The following is a 24,572-nucleotide window of genomic DNA, read 5'->3' as shown; positions in this document are numbered from 1 at the left end:
TGACGATCGTACAATAAATTCATCAGGGTGACGATTGTTAAAGAGTTAACCCCATAAAAAAACCACCCGATACTATCGAGTGGTTTTTTTTATGTTTAGTGAAATTATTTTCTGTCTTTAAGCTCAACAAATTCTCTATCGGTTTCGCCTACATAAATCTGGCGTGGACGACCTATCGGTTCTTTGTTTTCGTGCATTTCTTTCCATTGTGCAATCCATCCAGGTAAACGGCCTAATGCAAACAGAACCGTAAACATTTCAGATGGGAAGCCTAATGCGCGGTAAATAATACCTGAATAGAAATCTACATTTGGATATAACTTACGATCGATGAAATATTGATCAGTTAAAGCTGCTTCTTCTAGTTTCTTGGCAATTTCTAAAATCGGATCATCAATGCCTAAGTTCTCTAAGATATCATCACATGCTTTTTTAATGATTTTCGCTCTTGGATCGAAGTTTTTGTAAACACGGTGACCAAAACCCATCATGCGGAATGGATCGTTTTTGTCTTTCGCTTTTGCAATCCACTTTTCAGTATCACCACCATCTGCTTTAATTAGCTCCAGCATATCGATTACTGCCTGGTTAGCACCACCATGTAGCGGCCCCCAAAGTGCAGCGATACCAGCAGCAATTGAAGCATATAAATTACAGTCAGACGAACCTACTATACGAACGGTAGATGCTGAACAGTTTTGCTCGTGATCTGCATGCAGAATAAGCAGTTTATTCATGGCATTAACAACAATCGGATTTACATCGTAATCTTCTGTACGTTGTCCAAAAGTCATCCAAAGAAAATTGGTTACATAATCGTATTTATTTTTTGGATAAATAAGTGGATGACCTAATGATTTTTTATAAACGAAAGAAACAATGGTTGGGAATTTAGCCAAAAGTTTAATGATGGTTAAATCTTGTTCTTCTGCGGTTTGATTTGGTTTTAAGCACTCAGGGTAGAATGTAGACAATGAGAAGATCAGGGAACCTAACTGGCCCATTGGATGAGATCTTGATGGGTAACCATCAAAAAATTTCTTCATATCCTCATGAATGAGTGTATGCTTGCTGATCTCGGCTTGCAATCCTTCTAATTGAGCTTGCGTTGGAAGATCACCATAAATAATCAGATAAATTACTTCTAAAAAACTCGATTTTGCGGCAAGCTCTTCAATAGAATATCCCCTGTATTTTAAAATGCCTTTTTCACCATCTAAAAAAGTGATTTTACTTTTTGTAGAACCAGTATTTTTAAAACCAGTATCTAAAGTTACGAAGCCCGTAAGATCTCTTAATTTCGAAATATCAATGGCCTTTTCATCTTCTGTTCCTGTAATTACTGGCAATTCTACTGTCTTACCATCAACTTTTATCTCTGCAATATCTGACATATTATTGTATTGTGTTTATAGCTTTCTAAATTATATAAAATTAATATACATGCATAACAAATCTGTTAAATTAATATGAATAATTGGTCAAAATGACGTAACAATCATGCTTAATTAAACCAGGTTTGAAGACCTATTTTGCTTTAATCTCTTCAGCAACCCTACCGCATGCTAACATTTCGTTACCATAATAAGGGTTTTTAATTTCCTTTTCGGTTGATAACCAATCACCTCCGTTTCCTTTGTTAGCCATTGGGCAATGTTGAACATAGATGGTGCCTTTTTCTATTTCTGCATTTTTAAGTAAAGCAATTAAATCAGCACTTAAAACGGTAAAATCTTTTCTTTGTGAAACCAGATTACTGCTCTCTGCAATTTTTCCGGCAATATCGGCGGTAGGTTCGCAGCCTTCGTAGGCAGCTAAACTATTTTTTAATACAGCAGCAGATTTTTGTGCACTTCCGGCATCAGATTTGACCAGCGCATTTTTTAAATCTACATATTGTGTAAATATGGCCAGCTTCTTTTCGTCTTTTATCGAAATCTCATTTTTAACCGATGCAGAATCAGTTTTGATGGAGTCTTTTGCTTCTGATGTTTTTTGATCAGCCTGATTACAGGCCATCAATGTGGTGAGAATTGCTATTCCGAATATTCTTTTCATTGTATTTGGTTTTCGGCTCAAAATAGCAAATAAAAAGGTAAATAAATAAAAAAGTCCCGATTTTCATCGGGACTTTAAATTATATGATGTTTTAATTATAATTTAAAATTATAAGCTAACCTCAGGTTAAATTGTCCGGTTTTCATGAAGTAAAGATCAGAAGCGCTATTGTTTACATAACCTTCGTATTTTACACCAAGATCGAGACCGTTTTTCCATTCATAACCTAAACCTCCGGTATAGATAAAATTCATATTCGCACCTTCTTTTATGGCCAAACCTGAACCAAGTTCAGTAGCAAGGTACATCCTTTCAATCGGGAATACCCGGACACCACCTAATAATGGAATAAATTCGAATTTAAGCGGACTACCTTTCCATTTTAAACGGGTATAACCGCCAGAAGCTGTTACGGCTACGAATGGACTTAAATCATACTGAAGTTTTACATCGGCGCCATATCCATAATCCATTTCCGAACGGTCTGGAAATATTCCACCGTTTACACCTACGCCGATTTTAAATGCCATACCGCTTCCTGATGACATTGGTTCGGTAGAACCCATTGTTTGTGCCTTTAAATTTGAAGTGGTTAAAATTGCAAGGGCCGTTAATGTCGTTGCAAAAAGTTTAGTAATTGTTTTCATTTTAGATATTTTAAGTTATTAATTAAGGGTTTAGTTTATATACGTTAAAATATCAATGGTAGATTTTTAAATTTTCATTTTTTTCAGAATGTTGTGAAATAAAAAAGCCCCGACCAAGTGGTCGGGGCTTTCAATATCATCTCTGATTAACCTTACAGGCTAAATCCGTATGCTAAACGTAAACCAACATATCCTGTGCTAGTTCCATTCTGAGCTAAACCTTCATATTTCAGGCCTAAATCTAAACCATTACTCCAGGCGTAACCAACAGCTGGTGAATACACAAAAGAAGTTTTGCTACCTTCGTTTGTACCGAAACCAGCACCCAGTTCTGCTAAACCATAAATTCCAGAACCTGATGCATCAAAAAAGTATTTCACACCAGCTTTTACAGGAATATATCCAAAGTCTACTCCATCATAAGTCACATTACCTACAGTAATATCTTTAGCCAGGAAACGGGTATAACCAGCAGTTACTGGGATTGATAATTGTTTATCGATATCAAACTGATAACGTAAATCTGCACCAAGTGCTACATTGTATCCGTCACTAGTAGGTATACCACCAATAATTCCTATTCCTAATTTTTGAGAAGATTGCGCGTTAGCATTTGTAGAAAAGAAAAGTGCCACGACAGCTGCTGAAGTAGCAATAATTTTAGTAATTGTTTTCATTTTTAAGGTTATTGTTTTTGAGTTAAACTAATATGTTTCAACAAACACAAAGGTTGTGCCAAAAGGGCGTTTTTGATGCTATTTTAGCTAGAATCAAACGTTTTGATGACCAATAAAAGTTAATTTTGGATAACTGAAACTTTTTGGAGAATTAGCTGTTGTAAATGGTTTACCGGTGCTGATGCATCAAGCCAGATGATCTCAACACTGTCCTTTTCCATTTTCCTTAAAAATGTATTTTGCCGTTTGGCATATTGGCAAATAGCAATGCCGAGCTTTAGCCTTAATTCTTCAAAAGTGAATAGGCCATCGAGGTAATTAACGATGAATTTATATTCCAGTCCGTAGAAAACCAATATTTCTTTACTAATACCATCCTTTAGCAATTGCGCTACCTCATCAATTAAACCAGCTTTAAATCTTTCATCCAGTCTCGATAGAATTTTAGCCCTGGTTACTTCTACTTCATTCTTAAGGCCAAAAATAATGGGTTTAATTTTGGGCCGCTCTACAGTTTCCAGCTTATTATGCTTCAAATAATCTGCTATTTCCAATGCACGGATTAATCTCTTTTTTGAGGAAAGATCGACATGATCGCTGTTCTGGCTTTTATCACCATGCATTTTTGAAATCAACTCTTCTTTAGATAATAGATTTAACTGATCTCTTAATTGTTGATTTACGGGAATAGCCGTAAAAGTTTGATTTTGCAAAAGGCTATGGATGTACATTCCAGTTCCGCCACAAAGGATGGGGATTTTGCCTTTTGCTGTTATAGATGCAAAGGCCTGGTAGAAATCGTTTTTAAAAGCGTCTACGTGATAACGTTCGCCAGGTTCTAAAATATCGATTAAATGATAAGGAATGGTTTTGCCGTTAATATGGTATTCCTGCAAATCTTTGCCGGTACCGATATCCATGCGTTTAAATATCTGGCGGCTATCAGCACTGATAATTTCTCCATTTAAAGCTTCCGCTACGCTTACCGCCAGTTTCGTTTTGCCTGATGCCGTTGCACCTAAAATGATGATGAGATTGTGCTGATCCATTAGAACTTGAGAATAAACTTTAAACTTCCTGTATTAAACACCTCGGTTGCTAAAACCTGATGGTCTTTTTTAAGCTGACGATTTAGATTTCCATCCAGAACATAAACCTGAGGTTCCAGCATTGCTGTTTGCTTAAAACCTAATTTGATATAAGCTCCACCTGCCGACCAATCGCGATCTGCGTAAGTCATCAGGTCATTGGGTTTATAGGTTTCCGCGAAAAAGGAAATCAGTTTACTTAATCCTCCTGTAATAGAATAACCAGCTTTAACAGCAAACCTGATCAATTCTGCCGATCTGTAATTTTCGGTATGGTTCATTTTGCGCAGTGCCGAAAAAGTAGCAACAGCCACGAGTTCATTCTTTTCAAATAAACCAATTTTATAGCGGCTACTGACTGATCCCTGCAAATGATTTTCAATTAAAAAAGAATCGGAAACTGGTTTGGTAATTTTAGATACTTTGGTTTTTCTCCCGTGAATACGGATGTTTTGGCCAAGCAAAGATTTTATTCTCGCTAAAACCTGATCTGGTTTTGATTGCCAGAGGTCTTCCCAAAGATGAATAAGTTTAATGCCTTCGTGGTGATGTTTTTCCTGAAGCTTTAGAAGATCTTGCGGGCTGAATTGATTGTTTAAATCTACCAGGTGAACGACTAATTGATGATCGATCTGTAATAATCGAAATTGATCTTCGAAAGAAAAAAAACACTCAATTTTGTGATGAGCCAGCGCTATACATAATTGATGATGCCAGTTACCATTAGAAGTTAAATTATTCAATCAGCAGAAGGTTATTAGAAAAGTTATCAGCTGCAAATTTAACCATCAGATTGTTAAATCCACTCTTTTTCTTTAAAGTTAGTATGGATAATTTCGACTAAAGTTTCAACTTCTTTTAATTTAGAATCATCAAGAGCAGAAATTTGCAAACCTGCCTTATTTTGACCAAAATCACTTAAATTATGATTTGTTGTAGAAAATTCATCAGTATTGATTTTAACTTCTACGATATCCCCATTAATGTAAACGCCTGTAAAAAAGCGCTCAGTTACTTTTTCGCCGTTTATTGCTATATTTTTTTCGCTGTAAAGATCATAGCCGTTCTCCGAATTTTCGTGTACCGTATATCCACGAGTAGCGTAAGGCTGCATTCCAGCTCTAATGGTCTGAAAAATTTCAACAAGATCAGTTTTCATAATGGTATTTGATTTTAGAATTAAACACTACAATACCATTATTGTTTAGTTTTATTCTTCAAGCCACCAGTTTTCTGTAGGCAAATATTCATCTAAAATGATGGTTTCACCCAATTTTGGGGTAACCAAAGGAAGCTGCTTTGCTGCTGCAGCTAAAACCACTCTTTTAATGGGTTCGTTCCAGGGGTGCATGGCCAGGCTAAATTTGCCCCAATGCACGGGCATTAAAACTTTTGCTTTTAAATCGATAGCGGCCTGCACGGTTTCTTCCGGGAACATATGAATGTACGGCCAATAGGCATTGTATTGCCCGCATTCGAGCAGGGCTAAATCGAAAGGGCCAAACTCCTCACCTATTTTGGCAAAGTGTGCATCGTAACCAGAATCGCCTCCCAGAAATAGTTTATAATTTGCAGTTTTCAGTACAAATGCCGACCAAAGGGTTTGATTCCTTTTAAACTTCCTCCCGGTAAAATGTCTGGCAGGAACAGCTGTTAACTGCAGGCTGTCAAACAATGTTAGCGATTCATTCCAGCCAAGTTCATTGATTTTTTCTGTCTTAATTCCCCATCTTTCCAGGTGTGATCCCACGCCCAGTGAAGTAACAATAGATTTAACCTGTGGTGCAATTTTTAAAATACTATTATAATCCAGGTGATCGTAATGATCGTGTGTGATAACCAGGATATCGATATCTTTAAATTCTTCCGCTTTAACCACATCTGTGCCCAAAAAAGCTTTACTGCCGATAAATGAAAATGGAGATGGCGTTTTGCTAAAAACAGGATCGACCAGAATTCTTAAGCCTTGTACTTTGATCAGGTAAGATGAGTGTCCAAACCAGATAATTTCAGGAACATCGCTTTTAGCCTTTCCGTTTAAGTTAGGTAAAATAAAAGGAAGTGTTTTATCTGGAGCCTTATTAGGATGTTTTTCGAAAAGAAATGCGTTTAGAACCTTAAAAAAGCTAACACCCTCAGGTTGCATTAAGGTTATCGACTGATTTTGTAAGGCACCATCACGATAATTAGCGAGGTGGTGGATTTTTTCCAGTCGTAATCCCTTTGGCAAACGGCCAAAAACCGGAAGGTTTGTTATAATCAGAAAGGCGATTACGATAAAAAGTAAAATGTATACAGCTATCATTTATAAAATTAATAATAACCAAAGTAGGAATATGATTTTAAAAATGAAGCCTGAATTGTATATATGACGTATGGATTACTTCTAACCCCTTATAACAATACCTCAGGTAGCTGGAGGCATTGTTATGAAAATTTAAAATAATTAGAATGTACACTGCGTTATTTGTAACATGCGTAAATTTTATACCTTTGGAGAAGGGTTAAACATATAGCTTAGATAACTTTTGTGCCTGCTTGCAGGAAAATAACCCAATTTGGCGAGGAGTGGTACGAACACTTCTCGTCTTTTTGTTTAAATACCCCTCCAAATTGAGGGGTACTTGTGTTAATCATTGGGGTGTGCCTTTATGATTGTATATCAATTTTGTTTTTTAAGGGGTTAAAATTGCTTTCTATGTATAATTTTTCTATTATTATTTTTTAGAACGCAGCGTCATTAGTTTTTCCGAAAGTATTGATATTTATATAGCAGAGAAAAGAAATGAGGAAAAAAAACAACGCAAACGTTTGATTAATTTTGTATTATTACATATTGAAGAAATTTAATGTAGTTTAGCACTCAGAATGCAGTCGAAACCAACAACCATCAAAGAAATAGCCAGAATCTTAAACATTTCTCCATCCAGTGTTTCCAGGGGATTGCACGATCATCCGAGCATTGGAGCGGTAACGAGGGAGAAAATTAAGCAGCTGGCAAAGTCTCTAAACTATGAGCCTAATAATGCGGCAATTCTTTTTCAAAAAGGAAAAACATATACTATTGGCGTAATTTTACCTGAACTATCAGAACACTTTTTCTCCATAGCCATTTCTGCAATTGAAGACGAAGCCATTAAAAAAAACTATACAGTTATTTTTGCCCAGTCGCACGATAACTATGAGCAGGAAGTAAAGCTCGTTGAAAAAATGAAAAATCAACGCGTTGATGGTTTATTGGTATCCATCAGTAAAGACACTTCAAAGTTTGATCATTTCGAGAAACTCAATTCATTCAATATACCTGTCGTATTTTTTGATCGGATTCCTCCTTTTAAAAACGTACATTATGTAGCTTGCAGCCTGGAGAGTGCAACCGTTAAGGCTGTGAACTATCTTTTGAAAAAAGGACACAGAAGCATTGGCATGATTAATGGCCCAAGTACTTTATATGCGAGTGAGGAACGTAAAGATGGCTATATGCAGGCCATTACTTTTAACCGCTTAAAATTTGATCCATCGCTGGTGGTGAACTGTGATTTAACTGAGGAAGGCACTATCGACGCTGCTGAGCAATTTCTAAATCATAAGCGTAAACCTACCGCAATTGTAGCCTTTAACGATTATGTCGCGCTTTTCCTGATTAAATATTTCAAAAAACTGAATGTAATCAATGATTTTGACGTGGTGAGTTATGCAAATCTGCCGATTATCAGCTACCTGGATAATTCGCCTGTAGCTTCAGTAGAGCAATACCCCTATTTACAGGGACAAAAAGCCGCAAATATTCTGTTAGACCTTATTCATAGCCCTAATTCTGAGAACCAGGCGTATTACAACACCATTGTAGAGTCTGATTTGATTGTGAACGAGGTAAAAGAATAAACAAACGTTTGCGCTAAATTTCTAGCTTTTGTTTAAACTTCCCGGTAAAATATGGTACTGTTTTTTAAAAGCAGTGATAAAATGTTGTGCGTTTTTATAACCGACAAGAAAAGCAACCTCATTAACCGTTTTCTTTTCCTTAGAAAGAAAATAATGGGCCTTTTCCATCCTGATTTTATAGAGATAACCAAATACAGTATGACCTATTAATTCCTTAAAACCTCTTTTAAGCTTATAATCGTTAATACCAACCTTGCGCGACAGCTCCATTAACGAATTCGGATGCTGTAAATCGTACTCGACCAACTGTTTGGCCAGGAGAATTTTTTCTACATCTTCCTTTTTTAAAATGAGGGTCTGTTTTTCCGGTTTTTGATTAAAATAGGCAATAATCAATTCAAATATCCGGGCTTCCAGAAACAGGCGCTTTATCCTCCCCTCGTGCTTAGGGTAAATAATTTGCTGCAGTATCAAGCCGATTTCAGTGCTAATGGGTTTTTGGATGGCAGTTTTGGTATCCATAGTAGACTTTCCACCTGTGACCTGAAAAAAATATTGTTCAGTGAGTTGTATATAAAGGAACCTGGTTTTCGCTGTTATATTAAATCTGATTGCATTAACACTTCCTATATTAAAATCCTGCTCCTCTTTATTCAGTGATAAAAAATCATCTTGTTGATCATAACCATAATTGACTGAACCGCTCAGACAAAACAGAAAGCCAATATGTGGCTGAGAAGATTCAAAGTGAAAATTTTCTTCCTGATGAGGATGGACCTCAATAAGGCTAATGTGGATTCCTCTAAACCACTGCTCCTTTATGTGGTATTTTACATCATTTCTTTCCAACGCTACAGTCGTCTCATCTATATCCTTAAAGCTATCAAAGTTATCAGGATAGGTATTTTTATAAATAATATCTCCTTTTGGACAGGTTGAGAGTTTAATTTCCATCTATTTATACTGTTTCTTAAAATGTGATAAGGCTATCATGATTTCATACATCCTAATACTGTGATCGGAAAATCATGATGGTCCCATATTCATTTAATCCGTTTTACGGTATTAATTATCCGTTTAACGTTATCTGCTTTTTGTGATTATCTACAAATTTGCACAATTATTTATAATTAGTCTAAATAAATGAAGATATATTTATCAATTGCCTTATCGCTTTGTGGATTTGTTACTGTGGCTCAAGAAATTAAAGTTGATACTACAAAGGCAAATGATTTAAAAGATGTGGTGATTACAGGGCAATATGGACCGCAAACTTTGCGGAATTCGGTATACAATGTAAAAACAATAAGTGCAGCGCGGATTAAGTTAAGAGCAGCAACCAATGTGCAGCAAGTTTTGAATACCGAACTCGGTTTTCGCTTTAGCAACGATTTAACCTTAGGCACAACCGATGTTTCTTTAATGGGAATGACAGGCCGAAATATTAAAATTTTACTGGATGGTGTACCGATGGTTGACCGATCTGATGCCCGCGAAAGTTTAAATCAAATTGACATTAACACCATTGAAAGGGTAGAAATTGTTGAAGGTCCGATGTCTGTTGTGTATGGCACCGATGCACTTGCAGGGGTAATTAATATCATAACCAAAAATCCAGGAAAGCAATTGTTAAGTGTTAATGCACGTGTACAGGAAGAAACAGCTGGGAATGAGTATAACTTACTCAATGGCGCAGGTCAGCATAACCAGAACTTAAGCGTTAGCTGGCAGAAAAAAGGCTGGAGTGTGTTGCTTGGTGCATCGCATAACGAGTTTGGTGGCTGGAATTTAGCAAGTAAAACAGCCACCATAGCTGAAGTTAATAGTATTCTATCTCGCTGGAAACCCAAAGAACAATTTTTAGGCAATACCAAAATAGGCTATCGAAATAATAATTTTAATATCTGGTACCGTTTGGATGGATTAAAAGAGGATATTTTTGTAAGGAACGGACTAAATCCAAACAATTACAAGGGAATATTACAAACCTACACTACACACAGATATGCCCAACAGCTTCAATCGGAATATAAATTTAGCAATAAACTGCAACTATCTGCCATTGCCGGTTTTACAAAACTTGATCGAGCCACCAGAACGGTTATTCATGATTTTAGTAATAATACTGAGGAACTTTCACCAGGCCTAGGTGAACAGGATGTAGCTAAATTCAATTCTACAATATTCAGGGCTACGGCAATTTATATCCTAAACCAATTTGTTTCTTTCCAACCTGGTATTGAGTATAATAGAGATGCAGCCAGTGGACAAAGGATTAGCGGATCGCCTGTAATTAATGATTATGCCGCCTTTCTTTCTGCTGAAATAAAACTCTCAGCAGGTATAAACATTAGACCAGGATTAAGATTTATCAAAAATTCGGTTTACGATGCCCCTCCTGTTATTCCTTCTTTAAATACTAAATTTACTTTGACTAAAGATTTGGATTTTCGCTTGGCCTACGCCAGAGGTTTCCGCTCCCCCGCACTTAGAGAATTGTTTTATGATTTTGTAGATGCCAGCCATACCATATTTGGTAATCCAAATTTAAAGGCTGAAGAATCTAACAGTTTTAATGCTTCCTTGGCTTGGGCAGGCATACAAGGAAAGGATTTTCAATTTCGCTCTACCCTATCAGGTTTTTACAATTTATTTAAAAATCGTATCGAGTTTGGTATTTCTCCTGCAAACACATCGATCACTACACCCATAAATGTATCAAAATACAAAACAACTGGTGGAACTTTAGAAAACATATTAATCTTTAAAAATCTTCAGGCTACGCTTGGGTTGTCGTATATCGGACGGTATAATGATCTTCTCGAAGACAAAGATATAACAGCTCCAGAATTTGCCTGGGCTACAGAGGTAAATTCGAACATTACCTATACTTTTCCGAATGTAAATGGAAGCATTAGCTTTTTTTACAAGTATACGGGCAGTTTACCTAGTTATCAGCTTGCCACCAACAATACTGCAGTACTGGTAAAGATTGGCGATTTTCATACAGCTGATTTAATGCTAAACAAAAATCTGTTCAAATCTTTAGACATTAATGCGGGGATTAAAAATCTATTTAATGTTACACAACTCACCAATAGTTCAACCGCCAATGCTGGCGCACACAGTACAGGTGGGGCAGCTGTGGCTTATAGTTATGGTCGATCTTACGTATTAGGACTAAGTTATAACTGGTATAAACTCTAATAAAAACAATATAATCACAATAACATGAATAAATTTAACTCAATAATTGCTGTTGCTTTTTTAGCAGTAACATTTACAGCCTGTAAAAAAAATACAGACGAACCTATTGTTGTAGTTCCACCATCTGATGGAAGTACTTTAACATTAAATGGACTAATTGCTGCTGAAGCTGGAAGTGCTGCAGGAAATAGTGTTTATGTAGATTTTAGTACAGATAAACAAACTTCACTGGCAAGAGATAGCTGGGATTTAGGATTTTATTCTGGTGCGGATTTTAAAGTAATCTTAAATTCAACCAACGGTGCTTCGGCTTTACTATTAAAGGATAAAACAGATTTAAATTCTGTAACGAGTGCTGATTTTGATCCAAACGCGTTAAAAGTTGGTCAAGGTCAGGGCAATTTAACGTTAGTTGATGATGCTAGAGAGGCAAATATCACTAATAGAACTGCTATTGCAGCTATATCTGCAACTGAGGCTGAAAATAAAGTTTACATTATTAACAGAAAAGGTGGATCAGGAACAGTATTAGCTAATGAAGAACTTTATAAAATCAGAGTAATTAGAATAGGCACCACCGGCTACACTTTACAATATGCTAAAATAGCTGAAACTACTTTTAAAACATTAGATATTACTAAAAATACTGATGCTAATTTTCAATTTGCTTCCTTAGTAAATGGAGCAGCTGTTACTGCTGAACCTGCTAAAGCGAGTTGGGATCTTGTTTGGGGCTATAGCATGTATTGGACAACATCAAAAGATGTAAACGGTAATACAATTTATTTACCATATGCATTTTCTGATTTAGTTTTCATTAATAATTTAGGAGGCACATCTGCTGCAATTGTTACGATTACAGATACAAAAACTTATGCGTCATTTTCTGAATCAAACATTGCTGGAGAAACATTCTTAACGAATAGGGATGCAATTGGTTCAGGATGGAGAAGTACACAACCTGCTACTGGTGTTAACACAAAGGTTTTTTATTTGATTAAAGATACAGCTGGTAATGTATATAAATTGAAATTTATTTCAATGGGTGCTGGAGATGCAGGTACACGTGGTAAACCCGTAATCGAATATAAACTGATAAAAAAGGGATAAAATGAAAATAAGTTAAATAATAAATAATAATCTATCTATGAAATCTAAATTAAAATTGCCCATTAAACAAGTGGGAACCGCTGCCTTATTAATCAGCATAGCTTTTGCAGGATGCAAAAAGGATGAAACGAAAATTGAACCTGTTATTCAGACAACAAAACTCTCTGAAAATGAATTTTCTAAACTTCTTCAATATCTATCTGTAACCACAGGCGCTCCAAAGGATCAAATTGTATTTGATGAAAAAAAACAAGAATTTGTTGTTTACGGATGGTTCCACAAAAGTTTGGCCGATGCGCAATCGGAACACGAAAGTGCAAATGAATACAAAGCTAATTATGAAAAGTAAAATGAAAAAGCAGATTTTTTTTGTGTTAGCTTTCATAGTGTTAGCGCTAACATCAAAAGCACAGATTACTTTGCAAACGTTTCAAATAGGACATGATTATCTCCAAAGCAGTAATGCGCTTAAGGTACCTAATGCTGCCGTCGCTACTCCATTTAAATTTACAATTGTTACAAAAAGAGTTGTAGCCTCTTCTGGTGGATTTGTTTCAGGTAACTGTAAGATATCGTTATATTATACTGAGAACCAAAGTAGTGATTCCAATATTCCAGATGACCCTTCCAGTGTTTTACTAAAAGAAACAAGTATAACATCTTCAAATTATAAGGATGACTTTGCCACTTTAAAAGACATAGAGGCTTCACTGCCAGCAGCTAAGAGTAATGGTAAATTAGTTATCAGATTTGAATTTACAGACAACCAAAATATAAATCGTGTAAGTTACTCTTCAGTTCGATATAGTATTTACATAGTACCTCCACCAGTTGTTGTTACAATTACAAATAACATAATTAGTCTTTATAATAACGGTGTAAACTACCCTAGTACTGTTGGTTCAAAACCCAATATAACTCCAAATGAATATTATAGTGAATCATATGAAATTAAAAATGCCAGTGGAATTTTCGAAACAGCATTAACAAATGGTTATATTATCTCAGGTAATGAAGTAAATGGTGGATATATTACTGGCATAATGGCAAATACTAACGGTGGAACCTACAGGAGGGTCATAATTACGAGATCGGGAGCTCGTAGCTATAGTAATGAAATTATAGTTCCGCCAAGTCCAACAGCAACACCAAATACATATACCGTAACCAAAACGGAAGTATTTGATAGCAATGGACTGCTGATAGGTAATAAGATAAAGATAATTCTAGATCATCCGGATCCCAATATTAGATTTAGAGCATTAATTTTTGGAGCAGAAGATCCACAAAATACTCCGATAAATAGTGACTATGAGTTTTTCATTCCCTATATAGATACAATTGTAGCAGCAGGTTTAACTTCTAATGCTGGTAGTAATTTGACTGTTACACCTACTTGGAAATAAATTATCGTTTATTTCTGATAGGATAATAAATAAAAAATATGTTTTGTTAGTTGGATAAAGGCTCTCCGCGATGGGGAGCTTTATCTTTTATAGGGATAATGCGTTTATTGGCGTCAGGCTGAATTTATTTCAGTATCTATATGATACCTCATTAAGACCCTGAAACAAGTGCAGGGCGACGATTGCGCTGCTTCCTGAGACTTAATGAAGCTCAGCAACAAAGCGCCCTAAACTTCGTAAGACTGGCTAACATCCATAAACGCAAAAAGGGCCCTGGCATACCAGAACCCTTTTTGTTTCTTACTCGCGAAATATTATTTTCCAGAGTTTTTCTTGTCAGTTACTTCTGCACGGATTTCTTGTGCTAAAACTTTAAGATCTTGCATTGCTTTACGCACACGAGTACCAGCAGCTGCATTGCCAGCATTATAAAATTTTTCTACATCTGCTTCAATAGCAGCAACAGCAGCTTTAACTTTTGAGAATTTTTCCATCGCTAATTGATGTTTTTAAGGTTTAAAAAATTTATTTTTTCAATAATACATATTTACCTTGAATTAACAACAGAAAGCAAATATTTATTTGAAAGAAGTTTTGCACATTTACACAATCAAAAAAATGCCCTGGCACTATTATAGAGGTATTTTTTCAGATTTTACGATCAAAATCCGGCAACTTAATTGAGTTGTTTAGATAAGTTGATCAGGTTATTGAAGGTTAAGTTGGCGCTATTTATACAGCGATTATAATCCACCTCAGCAACCACCTGGTTTATTATGGAGACAAATTTTTTCCATTTTGCACTCAGTTCTTCGCCATAAACGCCGTAATAATTTAAGCCATCTTCGTGATCTTTAAAATTGGGATTGGCTAAAATATGCCTTTTAATTACGTTTCCGCCCAATGTAGCCCCCTCTAACACATAAAGTGCGCCTAAAACTTCAGCAGTATTTTTTTCTGGAACAAACAATTCAAAATCTAAACCCGGTAATGTTAAACTATCTATATTCCAATAATTTAAGTCTTGTTCTAATGCCGCGAGCTTTAACCTGTCCTTCATTTCCAGTTGCTCAGCAATATTTGCATCTAACCTATTCGCAAGCGTATTCTCTAATTTCTGGTGAATAATATAATTAATGGTTAACAGCTTTTTATACTGATCAACGCTTAAAGAATTGTTCATAATCTCATTAACAAACATTAAAGATTCTAATGTTTTATGGTTTTCTGCAGTTTCAGTTCTCAATAAATTGGCAATCATAAAAGGAAATTTAATTATTAAAAAGAAAAGATTCGGATTTAATACCCGAATCTCTTCCTATTATTTTATAGTATTTTAATTTAACCTTAGGTGTTGGTTAAACCAGAAATCGTGTACAGAATGTACGCATTTAACCAGGTTTTCATAACCATCAGGTTTGGTTAGGTAAGCATTGGCGCCAAATTCTATTGATGCCTTAACATCGTCAGGATTATCAGATGTAGAAAACAAGATTACTGGTATCGTTTTCAGATAAGGAATATCCCTGATGAATTTTAACAGGTCGAGCCCAGACAAGCCCGGCAAATTCAAATCAAGCAGAATTAATTTAGGCTTGGTTTTACTTTCAGCAAACTTCTGAAGTTTTTGTAATGCTTCTGTCCCATCTTCAACTATAGTTAAATTCAAGGTATCCTTAACCTCTTGTAATGCACTTTGCATAAAAAATGCATAGTCTACATCATCCTCTACATAAAATATATCTGGTGTTTTCATTTTATCTGTTTTTAAAAGCTACAAAAAAAGTTGATCCTACATTTAACTTACTTTCAAACCAAACCCTGCCACTGTGTTTTTCTACAACCCTTTTTACAATTGCTAAGCCCACTCCTGTGCCTTCTATATCCTTAACATTATCCATCCGTTTAAAAAGTTCAAAAACCCGGTCGTAATAACGGTTGTCAATTCCTATCCCATTATCTTTAACTGCGTAGATAATTTCTCCTCCATCTATATACGCAGAAACCTCAATTTTAGGTTTATCTACCATGGCCGAGTATTTTACTGCATTACCAATCAGGTTGGTAAAAACCTGACTGATCATGGTTTTATCTCCTTTTATATTAGGTAGTTGACCTAAAACCAACTCGGTATGATCTGCTTTAAAGGCCGACCACACTTCGCTCTTTATTTCTTTTAACAAAGATTCTACCTCAACTGTTTCAAAATTTATTTCAGAACGCCCCACTCTTGCTAAATTTAGGATCTCTTTTATTAAGAAATTCATTTTATCCGCGCCTGTTAAAATCCTGCTTAGCATTTTTCGGCCATTTTCATCAATACTCTTATTCTTAAGCATAAGCTCTGCATAAGTTTTGATCGAGGTTAACGGAGTCCTTAAATCGTGCGAAATGGTATAGCTAAACGTATCCAGTTCTTCATAAGCAGCCTGCAGTTTTTCGTTAAGCAGTCTGATTTCATTAGCCTTTTTATTAATATCGGCAATAATAATTTCACGTATTCTTAAAACTGAGGCGATTTCTTCAGCCATCCACTTTTCTGAAGTGTTATTAACTACCTGCGACCAGATTTCGAATGATTTCCGAGGAGATAGGTTTAGCAAGCCATTTTCAGAAGGAACTACCGGTTTTTCGGGGTTTCCGGCCCAATTTACAGTAGTAATGATTTCGGGTTTAAACCAGATAATCATTTCGCCCAGTTCTTTATTTAATATACAGGAAAGAATTCCAGAGGCAATTGACTTGTATTTTTTAGCCGGAGAATGGATTTCAGATAATCGATGCGTATAATATATCGATTCATCATTGGTGGTTTTCAACCATTCGGAAAGTTCCAGTATTTCTTCTTCTGATGGCACATTTCCAATGGTTTTAAGTTCATTTTCGAAAATGATGGCCACACCCGAAGCTTTGGTTGCATCTAAAATGGTTCTTTTGTGGCCGGTTATGGCCTCAACTAAATACTTATCACGGTTTAAATGTTCGACCAGAACATTAGCCGTGCTTTTAAATTGTTCAATAACCTCTGCATCTTCTTCTTCCTGGCGATATTCTAATGCTGAAGAAAGAATCTGCCCGATTAACTTAGCGCCTTCTCTGGCTTTATAATCTATAAATTTAGGGCTATAGTTATGGCAGGCAATTAAACCCCATAATTCGCCATGAGAGATGAGGGATATGCTGAAACTCGAATGCACACCCATATTTTTCAGGTATTGAATATGTATGGGTGATACCGCTCGTAAACTGCCATTAGTTAAATCGAGTGCCTCGTTTTCTTTAAAAGTAAGAATTGGCGAATCTGGCACATTTACATTGGCAATTAGCCTGGTTAAATTTAATTTATAAAGTTCTCTCGCCTGTTTAGGAATATCCGATGCCGGGTAATGTAATCCAAAAAATGGTTCTAAATCGGCTTCCTTCTCTTCTGCTACCACTTCGCCATGACCATCATCTAAAAATTTATAGATCATAATCCGGTCGTAATTGATTAGCTTTTTTACTTCCAGGGCAGCACCTTTTAATAATGCTGAAACATTTTTCCCCTGAAGCATAGATGACGCAGAACGACCAATGGAACTTTGAATATCGAATTGTAAGGTTACGGGTTCAAATTCTATTAACCAGTCGCTTTTTGATGAAGAAATAATCAAATAAAAAGGAAGGCCGTTAATTTCAACAGGATGTGGGCTAATGGCATCAAAGCTTTTCCGGATAATACCCAGTTTAAGCAGGTCTTCGATATTAAAAGCCGGATCTTGTTGTTTAATAAAATGATTTAAAACCGGAAGTGGTTTGTTTAATAAGCTTGTGGCTTGCGCTGCCAAAAAAACTCCTGCATTTTCACTAATGTAGGTAATGGATAGGCTATTCTTATCAACTGCTACCAGAAAGCCATGAGATTGAATCTTACCAGGAATATGAATGGGCTCTTTATCGCAATTGGTTAAGTCTACAGAAAATTTAGTCATATGTATTTGATATTGCAGCGTATTTTATTTCACGAATTAACAAATTTTAAGCCTATTTTTAGAATGACTCTAATTTGCTAAATTCGGATTTGAGATTTGTTTTTTATTATATATTTGTTTGAATTTTTAAAATCATCCCAACTTTGGCAAAGAAAAATATTTTGGTTATTGAAGATAACCACGCAATCTTAGATGTTATAACCCTTATTTTAGAAAGCGAAGCTTTTAATGTGGATGGATTAAACAAAGGTGCTGATTTTATTAACCATGTTCATCAATTCAATCCGGATGTGATTATCATGGATATTATGCTCCCTGACGCTGATGGAAGGGTACTTTTAAAAGAACTTAAAGATACCGCGACGACACAGCATATTCCCGTTTTAATGATTTCTGCCCGTTATAATGCAAACAATTATACATTAGACGGAATAGAAGCAGATGATTTTATGTCTAAGCCTTTTAACATCGACGAACTAATGGATAAGATTTATGCATTGCTGAGAAAATAGATTTTTAATCGGCCATACCAGGTAATTTTATTCCTCCAAGTTTTAGGTTTTTCATCAGTACTTCTAAAAAAGAAAGTTTAGTATCGGTAAAACCATGTGCTTTAACCCAAACATTTAAGCTTACTTTAAATCCACTATCCTCTAAAGCAGACACTCCAATTCTCCTTTCCGGTGTTTTGAGGCAATCTTTAAATTCATCGACCGTTTTATTGAAAACCGTTACAATCTTTTCATAATCGATGCCATAACTAAATTTCATTTCAAAATCTAATCTCCTGCTGCCTTCTCTGCTGATATTGATAATTACTTCGTTTGATAATTTGCCATTTGGAATAACTACCGTTCGATTATCGAAAGTTTTAACAATGGTATAAAATATCTGGATCGATGTTACGGTTCCCTCCTGATTTTGGGCAATAATATTATCGCCTACCACAAAAGGTTTCAGCAGTAAAATCAATACACCACTGGCAAAATTTTGCAGTGTCCCTGATAAAGCTAAGCCTGCAGCAACCCCAATACCACCAATTAATACGGTTAAAAAAGTAAGTTGAATGCCAATAATCTGCATCACGGTAAGCACCAACAAAATTCTTAAGGTTATCAGCATTAAACTGGTTAGAAATGGCCGCAGTGATGGATTTACATCTTTGCGGTGCATACCTCCCTGCATCCACTTTCCTAATAACTTAATTAGCCATAGTCCTAAAATAAGCAGCGCTATGCCTAAAATTACAGACGGTCCTTTATCAATTATCCAATCGTAGGCTTTATCATAAAAATGGTCAATATTACTGGCATCAATCTTCATAAAACTAAGGAATATCTTCTACTGATTACGGCTTTTTATGTTTCACAAGTGCATCTTTACTTACACTTACTTTCTTTGCATCTTTGGCTGATGTTACTTGATCATCAGCGCCTTTAGCTTTTGCATTTTTCGGTGCGGTAGCCTTGCTACTTTCTTCCGCTGTTTTAGAATTTTTCATGAGCTGTTGTTTAATAATTAGTCTTCGGCATTTAACCAGGCTTTGGCTTCTTCTATTTCTTCTGGTTTAAAGCCTTTAGATTTACCGGGTGTAGCTACTGTAAAAACATCAGTAAACCACTCCACTCCTTTTTCGGCACTTACTACGGCAATTTTTTTCCATTTGGTAAAATTTTGTAAACCGGCTTTAACATCCTGTACCCATGCGCCTGCTGTAAAGTTTTTCACATCAGTTTCTAAAACAAGCAGATACCTGATTTCTTTAAATCGTTCGGCGGTTCTTTTTAAACCGGTTAACAAAACGCTCTTTACATCTTCGCTAGTCACCTCTCCTGTAGCCCTTACCCCAAAAATATGATCCGGTAATCCTGTTATTTCTGTTAGCATAAAATTTCGTTTATTTAAGAACACACTAATTCGCCAAGATGTTTGCTATTTAAGTAAATTCTAAAAAGTTGTGAGGCGATGAAAACACTATCTGATTGATACTGTTATAGAAACATGTTTAATAAAAACAATAAAATATCGCTATGAAAACCAACTCAATAAAGTTTAGTACACTCATTTTCGGGGTGGCAGTTTCGCTCTCTGCTTGTACGGGAGGAACAAAAACGACGACAACAACTGATTCGACCATAACCGATTCAACATTAACAGCAGGGTTAAAACCTGCCGGACCAGCTCCCGAATGGGGAAAAACAATAAAGCCGGAAATGCAGGCGGTAATGGAAAAATTAAGTAGTTATGGAGATAAACCTTTAGAAACTTTAAATGCGACTGATGCGCGTAAAAATCATACACCAACGGATGCGGTAATGGATTTGGTAAAACAAAACAATATTCCCATACCAGTTGCTCAGGTCGATACCATAGGTAAAGATATTGATGCAAGCGGAGGCAAAATTCATTTGCGTATTTATACGCCAAAAGCAGGAAATGGTCCCTATCCGCTCATTGTTTATTACCATGGTGGTGGTTTTGTTATAGCCAATTTAGATGTTTATAACGCATCGGCACAGGCTTTGGCCGAGCAGGTTGGTGCTGTTGTGGTTTCTGTAGCTTATCGTTTAGCACCCGAAAATAAGTTCCCTACGGCGCATAATGATGCTTTTACTGCTTACGAATGGGCGATTAAAAATGCGGTAGAATTAAAAGCCGATCCAGCGAAGATTGCAGTGGTTGGCGAAAGTGCAGGCGGAAATTTAGCGGCAAATGTATCTATAATGGCTAGAGACAAACACATCATGCTTCCTGTGCACGAGGTTTTGGTTTATCCTATTGCGCAGGCAGACATGAATACAGAATCTTACAAAATGTATGAAAAAGCAAAACCGCTAAACAAAGCGATGATGGGATGGTTTACTAATCAGTACCTGAACACCATGATTGAAGCACAGGATCCTAAAATATCATTGGTTAATGCCAATTTAAAAGGACTTCCACCTACGACGATTATTACCGCAGAAATAGACCCTTTAAACGATGATGGTATCATGCTGGCTGATAAACTTAAGGCTGCCGGGGTAAGGGTCGATCTTAAAAACTATGAGGGCGTAACACACGAATTTTTTGGTATGGCTATCGTTATTCCGGAAGCAAAAGCGGCACAGGCTTATGCAGCAGATCAATTGAAAGCTGCTTTTAAATAGAAAGAAGTTCATTGGAGTGATTAACACTCCAATGAACTTCTTGTATAGCGCTTAGCGTTAAGCGGTTTCAACAACGCCAAACTAACTACGCCCCTTTCTTCGAGCCCAAACTCTGCATCAATTGCTCATATAAATCGTCGCTTGAAGCTTTTTGTGGTTTCATCTTTTTCACTGTGGCGCGTTTTCCTTTAGATTTCGCTTTGATTATCTTCAATAATTCAGTACTGTAATCATCTTTAAAAGCGCTCAAGTCGAATTTGGAGCTGTATTGTTTAATCAATGCTAAACCCACATCCATTTCCTTTTTGGTGATGGTAATATCATCCACCTTATTAATTTCTGATAAGCTTCTGATTTCCTCCTGGAACCTGATTTTAGTAATTACAATCACATGTTCCATCGGGTGGATTACACATAAATTTTCTGTATTTCTTAATACAAACCTGGCCACACCGGCCTTGCCCGATTTTTCTAAAGCCTTTAGCAATAATCCATACGCTTTTTTGCCCTGCTTTTCGGGTTCGGTATAATAAGAAGTTTCGTAATAAATAGGATTAATATCTTTTATATCAACAAAATTCTCTAACTCAATAATTTTAGTTTTTTCAGGAGCGGCCTCTTCAAAATCGTGTTTGTCTAAAACAACATAACTGTCTTTTAAAAAATAGCCTTTAACAATCTTCTCGTAAGGTACTTCCTTATGTGTATTTTCATTTACCCTTAGAAATTTAATCTTCGCATGATCACGTTCGTCGAGCATATCTAAATCAAGGTTACTATTCTGGACGCCCGAGAATAACTTCACCGGGATATTTACCAAACCAAATCCAATCGAACCTTTCCATATTGATCTCATAGCTAAATATTTACTTACTAACAAGTGGCCAAATCAGATTGTTTTGGCTTTATTAAGCGTATTTTGAGGAAATCACAAACTATTTAGATAATATAATGTTATTTAAGTATCAACCTACTTGAAATACTTATGAAAATAGCCTATATTTCAACCTATCCTCCTCGCGAATGCGGTTTAGCTACTTTTAATCAGAACTTAGTGAATGCCCTAAGTTTAAATCCTGCTTATCATTCAGAGAAAAGCTTTGTTGTTGCATTAAATGAATCAGATGATGTTAATGAACACGATTACCCGAGCGAAGTAAAATTTGTGATACGCCAGCAAAATCAACAGGACTATATCGAAGCTGCTGATTTTATCAATAACAGCGATGTAGATACTTGTATCATTGAGCATGAGTTTGGTATATATGGTGGTAACAGTGGGGTGTTTTTATTATCCTTAATCAACCGACTAAAAAAGCCATTCATTACCATTTTGCATACGGTTTTAAAAGAGCCGAATTTTATGCAGCAAACCATTATTAAGGAGATTGCCGTTAAATCTTCTAAAATAGTGGTCATGAGTAAAAAGGCAGTCTTGTTTTTGACCAGTATTTATCAAATCCCTAAGGCTTCAATCAAATTAATAGAACATGGTGTTCCGGATCTGGAACCTATACCAAATAACGAAATTGCGCAAAGTGAGCTTTTTGCCAATAGAAAGGTACTGTTTACTTTTGGTTTAATTAGCCGGAATAAAGGTTTAGAAACGGTGATTAAAGCTTTACCCGAAATCGTAGCGCAACATCCTGATGTTTTATATGTGATTTTGGGGAATACCCATCCTGGCGTGGTGAAACACAATGGTGAAGAATATCGCGATAGTTTGAAAGCATTGGCAAAAGATTTAGGCGTCGAGAATAATATTGCTTTCGTTAATAAATTTGTTTCCGAAGAAGAATTACATCAATATTTAACGGCCTGTTATTTATACATCACACCATATTTAAATGAAGCCCAGATAACCAGTGGTACTTTATCATACGCTATTGGTGCAGGTGCTGCAGTGGTTTCTACGCCATACTGGCACGCTCAGGAGTTATTAGCAGATAACAGAGGCAAATTATTCGATTTTAAAAATGATGTACAGCTGGCAAAGATTGTTAATGAACTATTAAGCGATCAAGATAAATATCAAAAACTGAAGCAAAATGCATACGAATATGGCTTAAACCTTCGCTGGCCAGCCATTGGAAGTGTTTACCTTAACGCATTAAATGAGGCTCTGGCTGATGGAAAAAGACCTGAAAGAGTTACGCCTCCTATCATTGATGTAGAAGGGATGCCAGCGCTTAACTTAAATCATATTTCGTTATTAACAGATGATACCGGAATTATACAGCATGCCCGTTTTGGCATTCCAAATTTAAAAGAAGGCTATTGCATCGATGATAATGCAAGGGCATTAATTATGGCATTAATGGCCATAGAGCAGGATAAAAACCCTAAAGCTTTAAAATTCATGCCTGTTTACCTCAGTTTCATTCAATATATGCAAACGGATGACGGAAATTTCAGGAATTTCCTGAGTTTTAACCGCAATTATCTGGATGAGGTAGGCTCTGAAGATTCTTTTGGCCGTACCATTTGGTCATTGGGTTATTTAGTTTGCAGTGCACCTAATAATTCTTACCGTGAATTCGGCAGGGAATTATTTTCACATTCGATTCCCCATTTTAAAGAATTAAAATATCTCCGTGGAAAAGCAAATACCATTATTGGGCTGTCTTATTACCTGTGTGCCCATCCTGGTGATGAGTTAATCACAAAAGAAATCAATATGCTGGCCAATTCATTAATGGCATCGTATAAAGATAATAAAGATGGCGACTGGCATTGGTTTGAAGATATTCTGACCTACGATAACGCAATCCTTCCTTTGGCTCTGCTTCATCATTACGAAGTTACCGGCAATGCGACATCCTATAAAATTGCAATGGAAAGTATTGCGTTTTTGAATAGCTTTTCTTTCGAAAATGGATACCTAAATCCTGTTGGAAATGCGGGATGGATGAAAAAACATGGTAAAAATCCGATATATGACCAGCAGGCTATAGAAACAATGGCCATGGTGTTACTTTATGCCAAAACTTTCGAGGTGACCAAAGATGATAAATACTTAAATTTAATGCATATCAGTTATGAGTGGTTTTTAGGGAAAAACAGTCTGCATATTCCCTTATACGATTTTGAAACCCATGGTTGTGCAGATGGATTACAGTTCAACAGTGTGAATAGAAACCAGGGGGCTGAAAGTACCTTAGCTTATTTCATCTCTCATTTGGCCATATTAAAGGCTGCAGAAGCAGAATACGAAACCTTGTCTTCTCCTTTAGTGGAGGCAGATAAGTGTAGCTAGATATTTAATTGTCTCTGAAATAAAAAAGGCGGGTTCAGAAATGAATCAGCCTTTTGTGTTATTTTCTTGTACAAATTGAGTTAAAATGATCGTTTACCCTGATCTGTTTCAGGGTTTT

General features: G+C 36.1%; 24 protein-coding genes. 8 read left to right on the top strand and 16 right to left on the bottom strand.

Annotated features, from left to right (window positions below; genetic code table 11):
* Positions 1–104: 104 nt before the first annotated feature.
* From CA265_08845 to CA265_08810, 8 genes are all read right to left on the bottom strand, one after another.
* Positions 105–1,394 (bottom strand): citrate (Si)-synthase, encoded by a 1,290-nt coding sequence (locus CA265_08845; GenBank protein ID ARS39749.1) that lies wholly within the window; start codon positions 1,392–1,394, stop codon positions 105–107.
* A gap of 133 nt (positions 1,395–1,527) precedes the next feature.
* Positions 1,528–2,058, bottom strand: coding sequence for a hypothetical protein (locus CA265_08840; protein ARS39748.1), 531 nt, complete (start codon positions 2,056–2,058; stop codon positions 1,528–1,530).
* Between the two features lie 95 nt (positions 2,059–2,153).
* The gene (locus CA265_08835) at positions 2,154–2,705 is read right to left on the bottom strand and encodes a hypothetical protein (protein ARS39747.1); all 552 of its coding nucleotides are present in this window, start codon (positions 2,703–2,705) and stop codon (positions 2,154–2,156) included.
* A gap of 152 nt (positions 2,706–2,857) precedes the next feature.
* Positions 2,858–3,382, bottom strand: a complete 525-nt coding sequence (locus CA265_08830; protein ID ARS39746.1) for a hypothetical protein — start codon at positions 3,380–3,382, stop codon at positions 2,858–2,860.
* A gap of 119 nt (positions 3,383–3,501) precedes the next feature.
* Positions 3,502–4,431, bottom strand: a complete 930-nt coding sequence (locus tag CA265_08825; protein ID ARS39745.1) for a tRNA (adenosine(37)-N6)-dimethylallyltransferase MiaA — start codon at positions 4,429–4,431, stop codon at positions 3,502–3,504.
* Positions 4,431–5,213: a hypothetical protein gene (locus tag CA265_08820; GenBank protein ARS39744.1), complete on the bottom strand. Its 783-nt coding sequence runs from the start codon at positions 5,211–5,213 to the stop codon at positions 4,431–4,433. The genes CA265_08825 and CA265_08820 overlap by 1 nt, the downstream gene beginning before the upstream one ends.
* A 53-nt stretch (positions 5,214–5,266) precedes the next feature.
* Positions 5,267–5,629: a hypothetical protein gene (locus tag CA265_08815; GenBank protein ID ARS39743.1), complete on the bottom strand. Its 363-nt coding sequence runs from the start codon at positions 5,627–5,629 to the stop codon at positions 5,267–5,269.
* A gap of 51 nt (positions 5,630–5,680) precedes the next feature.
* The gene (locus CA265_08810) at positions 5,681–6,775 is read right to left on the bottom strand and encodes an MBL fold metallo-hydrolase (GenBank protein ARS39742.1); all 1,095 of its coding nucleotides are present in this window, start codon (positions 6,773–6,775) and stop codon (positions 5,681–5,683) included.
* A 563-nt stretch (positions 6,776–7,338) separates the two neighbouring features.
* Here CA265_08810 and CA265_08805 point away from each other — a divergent pair.
* Positions 7,339–8,355, top strand: coding sequence for a LacI family transcriptional regulator (locus CA265_08805; GenBank protein ID ARS39741.1), 1,017 nt, complete (start codon positions 7,339–7,341; stop codon positions 8,353–8,355).
* A gap of 21 nt (positions 8,356–8,376) precedes the next feature.
* On the opposite strand, the gene CA265_08800 is transcribed toward CA265_08805, so the two are convergent.
* Positions 8,377–9,309 carry a hypothetical protein gene (locus CA265_08800; protein ID ARS39740.1) on the bottom strand — a complete coding sequence of 311 codons (933 nt, stop codon included), beginning with the start codon at positions 9,307–9,309 and terminating at the stop codon, positions 8,377–8,379.
* Between the two features lie 189 nt (positions 9,310–9,498).
* Between CA265_08800 and CA265_08795 the strand changes: the two genes are divergently transcribed.
* The 4 genes from CA265_08795 to CA265_08780 are packed head-to-tail and all read left to right on the top strand — an operon-like array spanning position 9,499 to position 14,078.
* Entirely contained in the window at positions 9,499–11,562 is a 2,064-nt protein-coding gene (locus tag CA265_08795) for a TonB-dependent receptor (GenBank protein ARS39739.1), read from the top strand.
* 24 nt (positions 11,563–11,586) lie between these two features.
* Positions 11,587–12,672 carry a hypothetical protein gene (locus tag CA265_08790; protein ID ARS39738.1) on the top strand — a complete coding sequence of 362 codons (1,086 nt, stop codon included), beginning with the start codon at positions 11,587–11,589 and terminating at the stop codon, positions 12,670–12,672.
* A 37-nt stretch (positions 12,673–12,709) separates the two neighbouring features.
* The gene (locus CA265_08785) at positions 12,710–13,021 is read left to right on the top strand and encodes a hypothetical protein (GenBank protein ID ARS39737.1); all 312 of its coding nucleotides are present in this window, start codon (positions 12,710–12,712) and stop codon (positions 13,019–13,021) included.
* A complete protein-coding gene (locus CA265_08780; protein ID ARS39736.1) occupies positions 12,993–14,078 on the top strand; it encodes a hypothetical protein in 1,086 nt (361 codons plus the stop codon). Before CA265_08785 ends, CA265_08780 begins: the two co-directional genes overlap by 29 nt.
* Before the next feature lie 314 nt (positions 14,079–14,392).
* Here CA265_08780 and CA265_08775 read toward each other — a convergent pair whose 3' ends face one another.
* The 4 genes from CA265_08775 to CA265_08760 all read right to left on the bottom strand — a co-directional run bounded on the left by CA265_08775 (position 14,393) and on the right by CA265_08760 (position 18,049).
* Complete coding sequence (locus CA265_08775) at positions 14,393–14,572, bottom strand: histone H1 (protein ARS39735.1); 180 nt, start codon at positions 14,570–14,572, stop codon at positions 14,393–14,395.
* 182 nt (positions 14,573–14,754) lie between these two features.
* Entirely contained in the window at positions 14,755–15,339 is a 585-nt protein-coding gene (locus CA265_08770) for a hypothetical protein (GenBank protein ID ARS39734.1), read from the bottom strand.
* 75 nt (positions 15,340–15,414) lie between these two features.
* Positions 15,415–15,834 carry a response regulator gene (locus tag CA265_08765; GenBank protein ARS39733.1) on the bottom strand — a complete coding sequence of 140 codons (420 nt, stop codon included), beginning with the start codon at positions 15,832–15,834 and terminating at the stop codon, positions 15,415–15,417.
* A 1-nt stretch (position 15,835) separates the two neighbouring features.
* Positions 15,836–18,049: a histidine kinase gene (locus CA265_08760; GenBank protein ARS39732.1), complete on the bottom strand. Its 2,214-nt coding sequence runs from the start codon at positions 18,047–18,049 to the stop codon at positions 15,836–15,838.
* 143 nt (positions 18,050–18,192) lie between these two features.
* Between CA265_08760 and CA265_08755 the strand changes: the two genes are divergently transcribed.
* The gene (locus CA265_08755; protein ARS39731.1) at positions 18,193–18,561 is read left to right on the top strand and encodes a response regulator; all 369 of its coding nucleotides are present in this window, start codon (positions 18,193–18,195) and stop codon (positions 18,559–18,561) included.
* Positions 18,562–18,565: 4 nt separating this feature from the next.
* On the opposite strand, the gene CA265_08750 is transcribed toward CA265_08755, so the two are convergent.
* Positions 18,566–19,372, bottom strand: coding sequence for an Ion channel protein (locus tag CA265_08750; protein ID ARS39730.1), 807 nt, complete (start codon positions 19,370–19,372; stop codon positions 18,566–18,568).
* Positions 19,373–19,567: 195 nt separating this feature from the next.
* Entirely contained in the window at positions 19,568–19,936 is a 369-nt protein-coding gene (locus CA265_08745) for an STAS/SEC14 domain-containing protein (GenBank protein ARS39729.1), read from the bottom strand.
* 143 nt (positions 19,937–20,079) lie between these two features.
* Here CA265_08745 and CA265_08740 point away from each other — a divergent pair, with 143 nt between their 5' ends.
* Complete coding sequence (locus CA265_08740) at positions 20,080–21,198, top strand: lipase (GenBank protein ARS39728.1); 1,119 nt, start codon at positions 20,080–20,082, stop codon at positions 21,196–21,198.
* An 85-nt stretch (positions 21,199–21,283) separates the two neighbouring features.
* Here the strand turns inward: CA265_08740 and CA265_08735 are convergent, their stop codons facing one another.
* Entirely contained in the window at positions 21,284–22,054 is a 771-nt protein-coding gene (locus CA265_08735; protein ID ARS39727.1) for a Ku protein, read from the bottom strand.
* A gap of 129 nt (positions 22,055–22,183) precedes the next feature.
* Here CA265_08735 and CA265_08730 point away from each other — a divergent pair, with 129 nt between their 5' ends.
* On the top strand, positions 22,184–24,454 hold the full coding sequence (locus CA265_08730; GenBank protein ID ARS39726.1) for a glycosyl transferase: 2,271 nt from the start codon (positions 22,184–22,186) through the stop codon (positions 24,452–24,454).
* The last annotated feature ends 118 nt before the right edge of the window (positions 24,455–24,572 follow it).

Source organism: Sphingobacteriaceae bacterium GW460-11-11-14-LB5 (assembly GCA_002151545.1).
In the GTDB taxonomy this organism is placed as follows: domain Bacteria; phylum Bacteroidota; class Bacteroidia; order Sphingobacteriales; family Sphingobacteriaceae; genus Pedobacter.
Note: the sequence above shows the minus strand (reverse complement) of the source record. Positions and strands in the feature narration are given on the sequence as shown.

Excerpts from the sequence above, each read along its gene's own strand:
- CA265_08770 (ARS39734.1), bottom strand. The coding sequence starts at position 15,339 with ATGATTGCCAATTTATTGAGAACTGAAACTGCAGAAAACCATAAAACA.
- CA265_08815 (ARS39743.1), bottom strand. The coding sequence starts at position 5,629 with ATGAAAACTGATCTTGTTGAAATTTTTCAGACCATTAGAGCTGGAATG.
- CA265_08795 (ARS39739.1), top strand. The coding sequence starts at position 9,499 with ATGAAGATATATTTATCAATTGCCTTATCGCTTTGTGGATTTGTTACT.
- CA265_08735 (ARS39727.1), bottom strand. The coding sequence starts at position 22,054 with ATGAGATCAATATGGAAAGGTTCGATTGGATTTGGTTTGGTAAATATC.
- CA265_08750 (ARS39730.1), bottom strand. The coding sequence starts at position 19,372 with ATGAAGATTGATGCCAGTAATATTGACCATTTTTATGATAAAGCCTAC.
- CA265_08830 (ARS39746.1), bottom strand. The coding sequence starts at position 3,382 with ATGAAAACAATTACTAAAATTATTGCTACTTCAGCAGCTGTCGTGGCA.
- CA265_08785 (ARS39737.1), top strand. The coding sequence starts at position 12,710 with ATGAAATCTAAATTAAAATTGCCCATTAAACAAGTGGGAACCGCTGCC.
- CA265_08810 (ARS39742.1), bottom strand. The coding sequence starts at position 6,775 with ATGATAGCTGTATACATTTTACTTTTTATCGTAATCGCCTTTCTGATT.
- CA265_08840 (ARS39748.1), bottom strand. The coding sequence starts at position 2,058 with ATGAAAAGAATATTCGGAATAGCAATTCTCACCACATTGATGGCCTGT.
- CA265_08790 (ARS39738.1), top strand. The coding sequence starts at position 11,587 with ATGAATAAATTTAACTCAATAATTGCTGTTGCTTTTTTAGCAGTAACA.
- CA265_08775 (ARS39735.1), bottom strand. The coding sequence starts at position 14,572 with ATGGAAAAATTCTCAAAAGTTAAAGCTGCTGTTGCTGCTATTGAAGCA.
- CA265_08740 (ARS39728.1), top strand. The coding sequence starts at position 20,080 with ATGAAAACCAACTCAATAAAGTTTAGTACACTCATTTTCGGGGTGGCA.
- CA265_08765 (ARS39733.1), bottom strand. The coding sequence starts at position 15,834 with ATGAAAACACCAGATATATTTTATGTAGAGGATGATGTAGACTATGCA.
- CA265_08730 (ARS39726.1), top strand. The coding sequence starts at position 22,184 with ATGAAAATAGCCTATATTTCAACCTATCCTCCTCGCGAATGCGGTTTA.
- CA265_08745 (ARS39729.1), bottom strand. The coding sequence starts at position 19,936 with ATGCTAACAGAAATAACAGGATTACCGGATCATATTTTTGGGGTAAGG.
- CA265_08825 (ARS39745.1), bottom strand. The coding sequence starts at position 4,431 with ATGGATCAGCACAATCTCATCATCATTTTAGGTGCAACGGCATCAGGC.
- CA265_08835 (ARS39747.1), bottom strand. The coding sequence starts at position 2,705 with ATGAAAACAATTACTAAACTTTTTGCAACGACATTAACGGCCCTTGCA.
- CA265_08780 (ARS39736.1), top strand. The coding sequence starts at position 12,993 with ATGAATACAAAGCTAATTATGAAAAGTAAAATGAAAAAGCAGATTTTT.
- CA265_08845 (ARS39749.1), bottom strand. The coding sequence starts at position 1,394 with ATGTCAGATATTGCAGAGATAAAAGTTGATGGTAAGACAGTAGAATTG.
- CA265_08800 (ARS39740.1), bottom strand. The coding sequence starts at position 9,309 with ATGGAAATTAAACTCTCAACCTGTCCAAAAGGAGATATTATTTATAAA.
- CA265_08760 (ARS39732.1), bottom strand. The coding sequence starts at position 18,049 with ATGACTAAATTTTCTGTAGACTTAACCAATTGCGATAAAGAGCCCATT.
- CA265_08805 (ARS39741.1), top strand. The coding sequence starts at position 7,339 with ATGCAGTCGAAACCAACAACCATCAAAGAAATAGCCAGAATCTTAAAC.